This window comes from Lysobacter gummosus (genome assembly GCF_001442805.1).
Taxonomy (GTDB): domain Bacteria; phylum Pseudomonadota; class Gammaproteobacteria; order Xanthomonadales; family Xanthomonadaceae; genus Lysobacter; species Lysobacter gummosus.
In genome coordinates this window covers 1334291-1347044 of the sequence record NZ_CP011131.1, presented here as the reverse complement: position 1 = coordinate 1347044, position 12754 = coordinate 1334291, and the positions used below count along the sequence as shown (strand labels likewise).

Below are 12754 nucleotides of genomic sequence, written 5' to 3'. Positions count from 1 at the left end.
AGATGTCTACGAAACCCTGGGCGATTCAAACCTTTGCTGACGCCAGTCGAGCATCGCGGCTAGTAGTGACCACCCCGGTGATTGCTTCGTAGGCCTGCTTGGCCCGCTCAAACTGGGTAGGCGTGATATCGAGCGAATCGGCCACCCGCCCCAACAGCTGCGCGGCGAGCGCCTCACGAAGAACCACATTGTCCGACGGGGCCAAGCTATCCATCTTTGCTGTCTCGAGTAGGGGCCCGCCGCCGATAGGGTGGCGGGCCTGTGGGGTTACTTCCGCTTTTGCGTCAGCACGCTACCGGCCAGGGTCTTGGTAGTCCGGCTGCTGCGGCCGTCATCCAGGGCCTTGGCGGCCTTGGTGGCGACCGAGCCCGACGTTTCCTTGGAAGTCTTGGCTTGGGACAGGGCGCTGCCAGCCAATGACTTGGCGGTCTGGCTGGCGCCCGAATCTCTCAGGACGCTCGAGGCGGTACGGGCGACACGCGGGGAGGACTTCTCGTTCTTTGCCACAACGGTCTCCTTATTAAGCATCATTGACGATGGTGCATAAAAACAATAGTTGACGTTCGGCTAGATGTCAATCATTATTCGCATCATGCGAAATGACGCAAAAATAATCACTTTGGGGGCTGTCGCTGACGTGAGGCAGGGTTACCCCTTTCGCGGCGCCATCCCCGAGGCACCCACCGGCAATGTCCGAGTCATTCAGATGAAGGATTTAACCCGGGCGGGTCTCAGGGACTGCGACTCACTCATTACGACGGAGGTGGATGGTCGGAAGGGGCCAGATTGGCTGCGCGACCAGGATCTGCTTTTTGTTGCCCGTGGCACGAGCAACTACGCCGTATTGCTAGACGATCCCCCGCAGCGGACGGTCTGCTCGCCCCATCTCTATGTAATTCGGGTAACGCAGCTGCAGCGCCTGCTTCCCGGCTTCCTGGCCTGGCAGCTCAATCAGCTACCGGCGCAGCGATACCTGCATCAGTCGGCCGAAGGCAGTCACCAACTCAGCATCCGCCGCACAGAGCTGGAGAAAGTCGAAATCCGGATTCCCCCGATCGAGCAGCAGCGCGCCGTCATCGAACTCGAGCGCACTGCAAACGCGGAGCGAGAAGCCCTGAAGGCCCTGATCAACAACCGCGAGGCTGAACTCGCGGCTGTCGCCGAGCGTCTGCTCGGCTAACCACCACACGGATTAACAAATGAGCACAACCGACATCGCCCAAGACACCATCAATGCAACCGTGTGGGCCGCATGCGACACCTTCCGCAGTGTCGTAGACCCAGGCGTCTATAAGGACTACGTCCTGACTATGCTGTTCCTGAAGTACGTCTCTGACGTCTGGCAGGATCATTACGACGAGTACAAGGCCCAGTACGGCGATCACGCTGAGTTGATTGAGGAAATGCTCAAGAACGAACGCTTCGTGCTGCCCGCCAAGGCTAATTTCTATGCGCTGCACGACAAGCGCCACTCGCCTGGGAACGGCGAACGTATCGACAAGGCCCTGCACGCCATCGAGGACGCCAACATTGGCAAGCTGCGCGATGTGTTCCAGGACATCAGCTTCAACTCCAACAAGTTGGGCGACGAGCAGCAGAAGAACGACATCCTGCGTCATTTGCTGGAAGATTTCGCCAAGCCGGAACTCAACCTGCGCCCAAGCCGTATCGGCCAACTCGACATCATTGGCAATGCCTACGAGTTCCTGATCAAGAATTTCGCTTCCACAAGCGGCAAGAAGGCCGGCGAGTTCTACACCCCACCGGAAGTCTCCACTCTGATGGCGCGCCTTATGGAGCCAAAGGAAGGCGACGAAATCTGCGATCCCACCTGCGGTTCCGGCTCACTGCTGATGAAGTGTGGTCGCCTGATCCGCGAGCGCACCGGCTCACGCAAGTACGCCTTGTACGGACAGGAGGCCATCGGCAGCACCTGGGCGCTGGCTAAGATGAATATGTTCCTGCACGGCGAGGACAACCACCGTATTGAGTGGGGCGACACGATTCGCAATCCGAAGCTGCTGGATAGCGATGCTCGGGAATCCCCCTTTGTCGTCAACGGCAAGTCGAAGCAAGCCCCGAAGCAGGCGTTAAAGCCAGTCAGCCTCAAACATTTCGATATCGTCGTCGCCAATCCACCGTTCTCGCTGGAGAAATGGGGGCATGACGGTGCCGATGGCGATCCCTACGGCCGCTTCCGGCGTGGTGTGCCACCTCGAACCAAAGGCGACTACGCCTTCATCCTGCACATGATCGAAACCATGAAGCCGCGGAGCGGCCGTATGGCGGTCGTAGTGCCGCATGGCGTGCTGTTCCGCGGCGCTGCCGAGGGACGTATCCGCAAGCTGTTGATCGAAGAGAACCTGCTCGATGTGGTCATTGGCTTACCGGAGAAGTTGTTCTACGGCACCGGCATTCCCGCAGCCGTTCTCGTGTTCCGCAAGAAGAAGGCGGACGACAAGGTGCTGTTTATCGATGCAAGCGGCGACTACCAAGACGGCAAGAATCAGAACTACCTGCGCGAAGGCGACTTGCAGCGCATTCTTGATACCGTCAAGGCGCGCAAGAGCGTCGACAAGTACGCCTACTTGGCCAGCCCAGCGGAGATGGCGGAGAACGATTACAACCTCAACATCCCACGCTATGTCGATACCTTCGAGGAAGAAGAAGGTGTCGACCTGATGGCCGTGCGCAAGCAGCGCGAGCAGCTCAAGACTGAATTGGCCCGGCTGGAACAGCAGATGACGGGTTACCTGCGGGAGCTGGGCTATGACTGAGTGCCTCACTACCCAGTTGTCGCCGATGGATCAGGAAGCTTCGTCAATGGCTTGTTCGAAAGATAGGAGGGCCTGAGTGATTTATCAGGGCAACTGCCGACTTGGTGACCTATTCGAGAGCCGACGGGAAAGAGGGCGGCCAGGATTGCCGCTGTTCTCGGTAACCATGAACGACGGGCTGGTCGATCGGGAGCAACTCGAGCGCAAGCAGGAAACCAACCTATCCGCGAAAGAACATCTTCTCGTCAAGCCCGGAGACATCGCATACAACACCATGCGGATGTGGCAAGGCGCCTTTGGGCTGGCTGACCGCGAAGGGCTTGTTAGCCCAGCATATGTGGTCCTAAAGCCACGGGCAGATGTGGATCCGCTGTACGCGTCATACCTTTTCAAGACGCCGCGTATGAGCTACCTATTCTGGGCGTACTCATATGGTCTGACAGACGATCGCCTGCGACTCTATCCAGACGATTTCATGCGCATTCCGGTGAGCATTCCGGCCCTTCCTGTGCAAATGCGCACGGCCCGTCTTTTGTCAGAATGGGATCAGGCCATCAGCGCCACCGAGCGCCTATTTTCGCTACAAACGGACCTCCATAAGAAGATTCTTGCTGACCTTACAGTTGGCCGTCAGCGTCTGCCCGGTTTCGAGTCTGAGTGGGCTTCGGTGCGGCTTGGAGCAATTGGGGGAACTTATGGAGGATTGTCGGGAAAGTCACGCGAAGACTTCGGTCACGGGAAGCCGTTTGTTCCGTACGCCAATATATTTGCGAATAGCAAGATAGATTTGACGGCACTTGACCTGGTCGACGTCCGAAAGGGGGAAGCTCAGAATGCCTGCCGATATGGCGATATCTTCTTCACGGCATCATCGGAAACTCCGGAAGAGTTAGGCACGGCTTCTGTTCTGTTAGAGGAAGTTGAAGAGCTTTACCTAAATAGTTTCTGCGTTGGCTTCCGGCTGCACAATTTCAGCGTGCTACTGCCCGAATTCGCCAGGTTCCTGTTTAGGGGGCCTGCGCTGCGTCGAAGTCTCGATCAGATCGCACAGGGATACACACGTTTTAATCTGTCCAAACCGCAGCTAATGAAGTTGCACATTCATGTGCCTGCTATCGAAGAGCAGAGAAGGATTGCGGCTTTGCTCGATACAAGTGAACGGCAAGTGCTTGCGCATGCCGAGCAGATTTCGTCACTTAAGAGCGAGAAATTCGCCTTGATGCAAAGGCTTCTTGGCGGCAAGCGAGGCACTCCAACGGACGAGTTGCTTGAGGCTGAGTCCGCATGAACGATAGCGCCCCCGATACCCGCGAGCAGGTCAGCGCACAACTACCCGCACTGCACTTGTTGGTCAACCTCGGTTGGCACTACCTCGGTGTCGCTGATTGTCTGGCGCTACGCGGCGGTACCCGCGAGGTGCTGCTGAAGCCGCGTCTGATCGAAGTCCTGCAGCAGCGACGCTTCGACTACAAGGGCGAGCGCTATCCGCTGTCGCCTAGCGCAATCGACCAGATCGTGCGTGAACTTTCGGCACTGCCGCTGGGCGAGGGTCTGCTTGCTGCTAACGAACACTTGTACGCCAAGCTGGCATTCGGCATCACCGTTACCGAGTTCATGCCCGACGGCAAGAAGCACCAGCCCACCATTCCGATCATCGACTGGGTCGATCCGGCCGCCAACCTGTGGGATGTGACTGAAGAGTGCGATGTACTGTCCATGCACGGCACGCACCACCGCACGCCGGACATCGTGGGCTATGTCAACGGTCTTCCACTGATGGTGATCGAGGCCAAGCGTCCGGAATCCGGGCATGGCGGCAAAGCCATGGTGGTCGAGGGCATTAGCCAGCACCTGCGCAACCAGCGCCAGGATGAGATTCCGCAGTTGTACGCCTACGCGCAACTGCTGTTGTCGATCAGCCAGACCGATGGCCGCTATGGCACTACTCATACTGCGGCCAAGTTCTGGGCACGCTGGCGAGAGGAACAATTCGACGACGCGCAGCTGTCCATGCTCAAGAACCGCATCCTGCCGGCGGCCACGCAAGACGCGCTATTCCACGACAAGCCGCCGCGACTGCGGGCCTACTTCGCGTCCTTGTGGTCGCAACCCATGTTGCCCACGGATCAGGATCGCCTGCTGGCTGGCTTGCTGACGCCAGGGCGGATGCTGGAAATGCTGCGCGGTTTCGTGCTGTTCGATCGCAAGGTCGGCAAGGTGGTGGCGCGCTACCAGCAGTTCTTTGGTATTCGCGCCCTACTAGCGCGGATTCGCCAGCTCCGTCCCGACGGCGGCCGCGAGGGTGGCGTGCTCTGGCACACCACCGGTTCGGGCAAGAGTTTCACGATGGTGTTCTTGAGCAAGGCACTGCTACTCGAGGACGCCTTGAAAGAGTGCCGGGTAGTGGTTGTGACCGACCGCATCGACCTGGAGACCCAACTCTCGCGCAACTTCATCACCGGCGGCGCGTTCGGTTCATCGGTCGCGACCAAGAAGGAGGGCGAGCGCAGCAAGGCAACCACCGGTCGCGATCTAGCCAAGCGCATCGGTCACGGCAGCGAACGCATCACCTTCTCGCTGGTGCAGAAGTTCAACACGGCATCCAAGTTGCCGGAATGCCGTAATGATTCGCCAAATCTGATTGTCCTGGTGGATGAAGGTCACCGCAGCCACGGTGGCGAGACTCATGAGCGCATGCGGAAGGCATTGCCGAAAGCCGCCTACATCGCTTTTACCGGCACCCCGTTGCTGAAGGACGAAAAGACTTCCAACAAGTTCGGCCCGATAGTTCACGCGTATTCGATGCAGCGGGCGGTTGAGGACGAGACGGTAGCGCCGCTGCTATACGAGGAGCGCGTGCCGGAATTGGACATCAATCAGGAAGCAGTCAACCGCTGGTTCGACAAGATCACCGCTGGGCTATCCGAGGCGCAAAGTTCGGACCTGAAGAAGAAGTTCGCCAGCAAGCGCGCCGTCTATGGCGCCGCCAACCGAATCGAACTGATCGCCTGGGATATCGCTACACACTTCGACCAGAACATCAAACAACTAGATCTCGGCCTGAAGGGGCAGGTCGCAACCGACAGCAAGCAGGACGCGATCCGCTACAAACGTGCCCTCGATGAAACCGGGTTGGTCAGTAGTGCTGTGGTGATCTCTGCCCCGGACACCCGCGAGGGCAATAGCGAGGTGGACGAAGATGCGCTGCCTGAGGTGCAGAAATGGTGGAAGCAGACCATCATCGATCATAGGCTCGATCCGGAGCAGTACGAGAAGGATGTGCTGCAGAACTTCGGCAGCGACGGCGATCCGGACTTGTTGATCGTCGTCGACAAGCTGTTGACCGGCTTCGACGAACCGCGCAATGCCGTGCTCTACATCGACAAACCGCTCAAGGGGCACAACCTGATTCAGGCTGTGGCGCGGGTCAATCGTCTGCATGACGCCAAGCGCTACGGCGTGTTGGTGGACTATCGCGGAATCCTGGAAGAGTTGGATACCGCCGTCCGTGCCTACCAAGACTTGGAGTCGCGAACCCAGGGTGGGTTTGACATCGCTGATATTGAAGGGCTCTACCAGTCTTTCAGCACGGAGTACAAGCAGCTGCCGGGACTGCACGATAGGTTGTGGTCGTTCTTCAGAGGCGTGGCCAACCGCAAGGACACAGAGCAGTACCGCCAGGTGCTGAGCCCGCGGTTCGTCTCCGACGGCGAGGGCGAGGAATATGACGAGCGCCAGAAGCTGCGCGACGACTTCTATGCGGCGCTGACCGAGTTTGGCCTGTGCCTGCAGACTGCTTTGTCTTCGCGCAACTTCTTCGAGGACCGCAGCTTCTCCGAGGACCTGATCCGCCGCTACAAAGATGACCTGCGTTTCTTCTCTGACCTGCGCAAGATCGCTCGTCGCGACGCGATGGAGACTGTGGACTACAGCGTCTACGAGGAGCAGATCAGACGGCTGGTGGACAAGCAGGTCATTGGCAAGGAAGTGCGCGAGCCCGAAGGTGTGTATGTGGTGCATCAGCTAGGGCAGGCTGAGGATCCGGAGACATGGTCCGAGGACAAGACCCGCAACGAAACCGACATCATTCGAACCCGCGTGCGCAGGACCATTGAGCAGGACCTTGCGACTGATCCGTATGCGCAGACAGTCTTCGGTGAATTGCTGAAACAGGCTATCGCCGAGGCTGAGGCGATGTTCGAACACCCTTTGAAGCAGTACGCATTGTTCAAGAAGTTCGCGGACCGCTTGGAAAGTCTTGAAACTCCAGGCATCCCCAACAGGTTTGATGGGAATCGACCAGCTAAGGCGTACTACGGGGTTATCCGGATGACGCTGGGCGAGGACGTGATCGAGGCCATGCCAGAGTCCGACAGGAACCAGTTCATTGATCTCTCCTTCGCGATCGACAAAGTGGTGCGCGATGCCGTCGCAGAGAACTCGCTGAATCCGCAGAGCATCGAGGCGGCGATTCGCAAGAAGCTGTTGCCGGACCTTTTTCCGCGGATAGGACTGGACCATGCGCGATCGGCGGTCGAGCAGATCATTCAGATCACCAGGGTTGGGCTTAGCCGCGAATGAAACATTCCCAAGAATCTCGGTCGAGTCTGGCCCTCCGGTATGGAGAGCACAGGATTAGATGTGCGGTTCGTCGATCCGACTCGCGTACGAAGGGCAGCATTTCAATTCACATTGAGCCTAGCGGACGAGTACTGATAGATGCCCCTGCTCTTGCTTCCGATTCGGAGATCAGGCTCGCAGCAATGAGGCGTGTGACCTGGATCTACAAGCGCCTATCTGAGATTGAAGATCGACTGAGGCTCGCTACAACAAGGGAGTATGTGAGCGGAGAGACGATCTACTACCTCGGCCGCCGATATCGCTTGAAAGTTATAGGGGAGTCGAACGCTAGGTCTGTTCGAATTCGGGGCGGGTACATTGAAGTCAGTACCGTTGACAGTTCGCCAGCATCGGTAAAGAAGGCCCTGCATGATTGGTATCGAAACCGCGCAAGATCTGTCCTGGCAGATCGGCTTGCAGAGGTTTCCAAGCAGTTGCGATGGGTGAAGGTGATGCCACCTGTATCGTTTAGGGCGATGAAGGTGCAATGGGGGAGTTGTTCGCCACGAGGTCGAATCACGCTTAATCCGGATTTGGTTCGGGCTCCGAAGCAGTGCATTGACTACGTGCTTACGCACGAGCTTTGCCACCTGAAAGAGCATAACCATGGAGCGAGGTTCTATCGGTTGCTAGACATGCACCTGCCGGGGTGGCGCCGAATCAAGATCCGTTTGGACGATATGGCAGACGCTATTCTCGCTACCTAGAGGCTCTGTCGGCTTCTTGCGTCGTCGCGACCTCTCCATCGTGGCCGTCCCTGTTCTGAGAACACCAACTCGGTGCGCTGATCAGTGAGACTAAATCCACTTAGCCATTTCCGATATCGTTCGACAGAGCGTCACTTGGCGTCCAGTTGTCGTCAACAACGCTTACATCCCAGCCGTCTGCGGCGAGCTTCTCTTGCATGCTGGCGACATGCCACGCCCCTAGAACTAGCAAGGAAGGCGAATCCAGCAGGCTGAGTCGCCGTATCCATTCCACTTCACGCTCATTGAAGCGTTCTGCGCTGAGGCGCTGGGCCAAGTCCATGTCGCCCTCATTCTCGGCTCGCTTCGAAGAGAGACTGTCTGGTATGCCAAGGCGAATGCATTCTTCGTCAGTCAGGTCAAACGCCAGATAATGAAGCCCCCGCGAATCGCACCACTGCCCGAGCGCCGAGCTTCCTCCGAACGCATCCTTAGCAAACGCGCCAATCGACTCCTGAGACGCCTCCTCACCTACGGCCGTCAATCCAAACTCCGAGACAATCTCCGCGCATCGGTTCACAAATTCGCGCACATGGGTTGGAATCCATGCTGGTGCGAGCCCGTGAAAATCGTGCCGCGTGCCGAGCAGCCAAACCGTCTTTGACATTTACTGTCTCACCTACAGAATTGATGTTCGCTTATACACGGACACACTCATGACAAACGCAGGACGGCCCAAGTTGCGCCAGCGGTCATCGATCAGGCGGTCGCGGGCGACGGATATCAAGGCGATTCGCCAATGGCTTGAGGAAGAAGAAGCTCAGAGCGTTCCTGGCAACTTTCTATGCAACTGGTCAATCATCGAGCGGTCGGATCGTGATGGGGAACTGCTCGTATATATCGACGGGGCCACTGGACTCCCTGTGGCGTTTCAACTCGGCCGCCTGCTCCACTCGGGAATCTTACAGGTTAAGTACGACTATCGAGGCCGCGGCATAGGCCGGAAAATGGTCGAACACTGCGTGCAATTGGCGTTGCGGGACGATCAGTGCCTCCTGCATATCCAGTGCAAACCATCCTGCTCAATACCCTTCTGGCAGCGAATGGGATTCAAAGTAGTTAAAGACAACATGGGTCGAAACAACGCGTTCCGCATTCTGCCAAAGCACCTTCCTCTGCCGGATGGGGGTGCGCACACTAGAGTAGTCATCCGGTTCTATCCCGAAAATAGGAAGTGGACCGAATCCGCAGAGCCCTTCTCTGAACAGATCACTGCGGGAAGGAAGCTTTCCTGCGGCACGGTGAAGCTGGACGAGCGTGTCTTGTTCCACGAGACCCCCCACCCCGACGCTGGAGATGTTGTCGTAGAGATCGAAGTCGACGGCAAGCGGCTGCACCTTGACAAGGCCAAGTACGAGGAATCCCAAGCCATTGGCGTTGTGCGGTGCAAGAACGGCTGGTTTATTGATCAGATCATCAATGCAGCGCCTGGGATGCGTGAGCGCGATTCCGGTTGACCGCGGTAGCATTGGAATAGAGGGTTTTGCCCCATCGGCTTCGCTGGAGTTCGTCATGCTTGCTATCGAGATGCTGCGATATCTGACGGCAATGAACGATGGCTGCTGGTATACGAGCAGGCAGCAGGTAGCGCATTGGATTCGAGCTCGCCCGCCACTGGGGCTCTCGCAACTCACGCGAGGCTTGCGAATAGGATCTTTGGCGCCTCGGATGGCGAGCAATTCTGGTTCCCCGCCTTTCAATTTGACCGCGACGGCGCTCCGCGGGCTCAGATCGGTGAGCTCATCTCCGCACTTCGGCGGGAACGCGATGGAAGCATTGGATTAGACGCTGCGCTGTGGATTGCCTCGCCCGACCTTCGACCGCGAACCGATTCGGATCTGCTGAGAAATTCAAACGGAGGAAAACGTGAACGACGAAATAAAGAAGGATTTGGAGCTGTTAATCGACGTCGCGAGCAACGACACGGGGCAGAGCCGCCGTGTTGCTAACCTTCTATTGTCTTGGTGGAATGCAGACGAATGCGGGGGATTCGACCCAACTGATCTGTGGTGCCTAGACTCTAACATTAGAGACAGCGCGCTCAGGCTGATCATCTATGTGGCGAAAGTGCAAAGGCATCCGGACAAACTTGGCTATGCGCGACAATTTGAGCGACTCGTACGGACCTGGCGACCGCACTTGATTACGGAATGACCTCTTGAGCCAGTCGGCGGCAAATCTCTTCGATGCCACTCGCCACCGCTGCCCCTCTGCCGGGAGCCCCACACTGAAACACGGCGATTCATCGCGGTTTCGGCCAGCTTCGCGCGAGCGGTGTAGCATCAGCACGCCGGACAGTGCTTGCGACGTCGGGGGTTTTGTGCGGCAAAAAGATCCATCTCCGCATAATCATGGCTAAAGCGGTCGAATGGCTGCTATCGACCTATTCCGTTGAAAAACTCCGAGCGGCTCGCGGAGACGTCAGTCGGTTTCCAGCGGAATTTCGTGCTTAGAGCAATCCGACGAAGTTCCTCGAGGGGTTCTATCCGGACCTCATTCGGTGAATGCGCCTCTATTGGAACGGCACCAAGAAATGGCGCTATCCGGACTGACCGCCAGAGATCGTCTGTAAGTAGCGTAGGGCCTCTTGGGAATCGTTGTCCTTCACTGCCTCGAACAGCGTGCGATGGCTCAACACGCGGATCGGCGTGTTCTTCATGTGGAATGCCGCCGCAATGGGATCTGGCCTGAGTTCCAATAGACGAGCGAATACACCCGAAAAAGCACTGAGGCGGCTTTGAACGCGTTCATCCTCGGGGTGCAAGCGCAGCACGTTGAGATGCACCCCAAGCGCCGAAGCGAGCTCCATTTCCGTGATATCCAACAATTTTGCGAAACGTGTGGGCGAGAGACCTTCTTGACCCGACTCACGAAAGAGCTCGCTGGATTCCTGAATCTCGGACGCCATAGTGAGGACCTCCAAATGTGTAGTTTGCAGCTTACGCCGCTGCCCCGAGCATAGGTCCCCGGGACTCGAGATCAGCCGGAAGCCGATGCGTTTAGCCAACGCTCGTTCGCCGCGCCGTCGTTGCGCCAGATCTGCCTGATGATGGTTGTCAGCCACGTCAGTAGGCGTCTGAACCGAGTTGCAATCCTCAGACTGCGAGATCGTCTTGCAACGCCGGCGTGGCCCTTCTCCACAAACCTGGTTGTGGGCCGATCTGGATACTCCGCCGGACGTCGACGTTGCCGATCGCCTTTGGATGGATCGGCGCTCCCTAGTTGCTAGCATCCTTGGCCGTGGACAGGTTCACGAGGCGACCGTCAACTCCGCTCATGCTTGAGCCAGCTCCTTGCTTCGCCAGCAGTCGTAGAAGAACGTTCGGTCAAACGGGCTAGTCAATGCACTACTGTCAAAGCCGTAGGCTTCGTCGAATATCTCAGCGGACTTCCCCTGGCGCGCGTAGATCAGCAGCCAGTACTCGTCACAACCCATCTGCCGATACACACCCAATTCCACGCCTTTCTTGTCGATGATTGGTTGCAGCCGGTCAACGGTAATTCCCTGCACCCATGCGGAGATGGGCGACTGCCAAACGGTGCTCTGCGCGCCTTCTACCGGAAACGCGCGAACTTGGCTGACGACCCGCCGGACCGCTTGCGATAGCTGTTCGCCGCGGATAATCGTTGTCCCCGAAGGTTCCCGCCAGAGCACCGCCAGGTCCTGGGCCAGCTCAACGCCCAGCGCCTGCCCGCGAAGTCCCCTGACGGCGAACCTAGGGCGCAGCGAGACCATCACCATTCCGGTGTTGCCGCCAAGCTCCGCGTACCGTGTCCGCGCAGCGTCCAGTAAGTAGTCGGCGAAGCTGTCGAACACGGCTTGGTCTCCGTCGACGGCTCGCGTCAACTCGATACCGATTCGCTTACCTTCGAACCTTACACACACGTCGGGTCTGCTGCTGGTGGGTAGGGTCTCAAACTCAGGCAAAAGTCCGAAGTGGTGGTGGAAGAAGCGGGCGGCGTACTCCACTTCCTCCTTCCGCTGCAACTCCTCACGGTTCATGGGCTACCTCTGCCGCCCAGGTGCCGCTAACCGATGCGACCCAGGAAGACGCTAGACTACGAAACACCGACCGAACGATATCAACAATCTGTTGCGTCGATCGATTGAATCCGCAGGCGAGAGCGGTCACACCAACGCTTCGAGACGTCTTATGGCCTCGCGCTTGCCGAGGCTGCGAATTGCGGCAAGGGCCGCCTGCTGAGCTTCGCGGGGCACCGTCTTGCCTGCCTCCCAGTTGTAGACCGACTGGCCACTAGCCCCAACAAGCAACCCGAAGTCGGAGGCCGACAGGCCGAGTCGCGCTCTAAGCGACTTCAATCCATTGGGTACAAAGCGCGTGTTACCCGCCGGCTCCTCGGCCGCTGCGACGCGGCCCCTTGATGATTTGGACGACGCCTTAAGATCTCGCTGCAGCGATGCAATTTTCCGCTTCAGTTCCGCGATCTCGCGGCGGTAGCCCGCATTCGCTCTACGAAGCGGATCGATTGCGCCTTTGATTTCCTTGCGCGCTAGGCGCGTGATCTCGCTCTTGAGGACAGAACTAAGGTTAGGCATTGACGAGGCCGAAGATTTGGAACCGCCAGTCTACTTCCGCCTTCGGCCAGAAG

General features: G+C 57.9%; 13 protein-coding genes. 7 read left to right on the top strand and 6 right to left on the bottom strand.

The genetic code is table 11. The features are described 5' to 3' along the window. Positions 1-25: 25 nt before the first annotated feature. Both LG3211_RS05450 and LG3211_RS05445 read right to left on the bottom strand, forming a co-directional pair. Positions 26-214 carry a hypothetical protein gene (locus tag LG3211_RS05450; RefSeq protein ID WP_057941931.1) on the bottom strand — a complete coding sequence of 63 codons (189 nt, stop codon included), beginning with the start codon at positions 212-214 and terminating at the stop codon, positions 26-28. 53 nt (positions 215-267) lie between these two features. Beyond that, positions 268-507 carry a hypothetical protein gene (locus tag LG3211_RS05445; RefSeq protein WP_057945299.1) on the bottom strand — a complete coding sequence of 80 codons (240 nt, stop codon included), beginning with the start codon at positions 505-507 and terminating at the stop codon, positions 268-270. Positions 508-571: 64 nt separating this feature from the next. Here LG3211_RS05445 and LG3211_RS05440 point away from each other — a divergent pair, with 64 nt between their 5' ends. The 5 genes from LG3211_RS05440 to LG3211_RS05420 all read left to right on the top strand — a co-directional run bounded on the left by LG3211_RS05440 (position 572) and on the right by LG3211_RS05420 (position 8104). After that, positions 572-1180, top strand: coding sequence for a restriction endonuclease subunit S (locus LG3211_RS05440; protein ID WP_237049836.1), 609 nt, complete (start codon positions 572-574; stop codon positions 1178-1180). 19 nt (positions 1181-1199) lie between these two features. Continuing rightward, the gene (locus LG3211_RS05435) at positions 1200-2777 is read left to right on the top strand and encodes a type I restriction-modification system subunit M (RefSeq protein WP_057941930.1); all 1578 of its coding nucleotides are present in this window, start codon (positions 1200-1202) and stop codon (positions 2775-2777) included. Positions 2778-2922: 145 nt separating this feature from the next. Next, the gene (locus tag LG3211_RS05430) at positions 2923-4065 is read left to right on the top strand and encodes a restriction endonuclease subunit S (protein ID WP_148648765.1); all 1143 of its coding nucleotides are present in this window, start codon (positions 2923-2925) and stop codon (positions 4063-4065) included. Then, the gene (locus LG3211_RS05425; protein WP_057941928.1) at positions 4062-7358 is read left to right on the top strand and encodes a type I restriction endonuclease subunit R; all 3297 of its coding nucleotides are present in this window, start codon (positions 4062-4064) and stop codon (positions 7356-7358) included. The genes LG3211_RS05430 and LG3211_RS05425 overlap by 4 nt, the downstream gene beginning before the upstream one ends. Then, on the top strand, positions 7355-8104 hold the full coding sequence (locus LG3211_RS05420; RefSeq protein WP_057941927.1) for a M48 family metallopeptidase: 750 nt from the start codon (positions 7355-7357) through the stop codon (positions 8102-8104). The genes LG3211_RS05425 and LG3211_RS05420 overlap by 4 nt, the downstream gene beginning before the upstream one ends. A gap of 100 nt (positions 8105-8204) precedes the next feature. On the opposite strand, the gene LG3211_RS05415 is transcribed toward LG3211_RS05420, so the two are convergent. Next, positions 8205-8750: a hypothetical protein gene (locus LG3211_RS05415; RefSeq protein WP_148648764.1), complete on the bottom strand. Its 546-nt coding sequence runs from the start codon at positions 8748-8750 to the stop codon at positions 8205-8207. A 49-nt stretch (positions 8751-8799) separates the two neighbouring features. On the opposite strand from LG3211_RS05415, the gene LG3211_RS05410 reads away from it, so the two are divergent. Together LG3211_RS05410 and LG3211_RS24735 are read left to right on the top strand one after the other, a co-directional pair. Continuing rightward, on the top strand, positions 8800-9600 hold the full coding sequence (locus tag LG3211_RS05410) for a GNAT family N-acetyltransferase (RefSeq protein WP_148648763.1): 801 nt from the start codon (positions 8800-8802) through the stop codon (positions 9598-9600). 409 nt (positions 9601-10009) lie between these two features. Beyond that, entirely contained in the window at positions 10010-10297 is a 288-nt protein-coding gene (locus LG3211_RS24735) for a DUF7673 family protein (RefSeq protein ID WP_083512332.1), read from the top strand. Positions 10298-10682: 385 nt separating this feature from the next. On the opposite strand, the gene LG3211_RS05405 is transcribed toward LG3211_RS24735, so the two are convergent. From LG3211_RS05405 to LG3211_RS05395, 3 genes are all read right to left on the bottom strand, one after another. Beyond that, a complete protein-coding gene (locus LG3211_RS05405; RefSeq protein ID WP_148648762.1) occupies positions 10683-11051 on the bottom strand; it encodes a DNA-binding protein in 369 nt (122 codons plus the stop codon). A gap of 366 nt (positions 11052-11417) precedes the next feature. Beyond that, complete coding sequence (locus LG3211_RS05400) at positions 11418-12146, bottom strand: hypothetical protein (RefSeq protein WP_057941923.1); 729 nt, start codon at positions 12144-12146, stop codon at positions 11418-11420. A gap of 126 nt (positions 12147-12272) precedes the next feature. Further along, complete coding sequence (locus LG3211_RS05395) at positions 12273-12701, bottom strand: helix-turn-helix domain-containing protein (RefSeq protein ID WP_057941922.1); 429 nt, start codon at positions 12699-12701, stop codon at positions 12273-12275. Positions 12702-12754 lie beyond the last annotated feature (53 nt).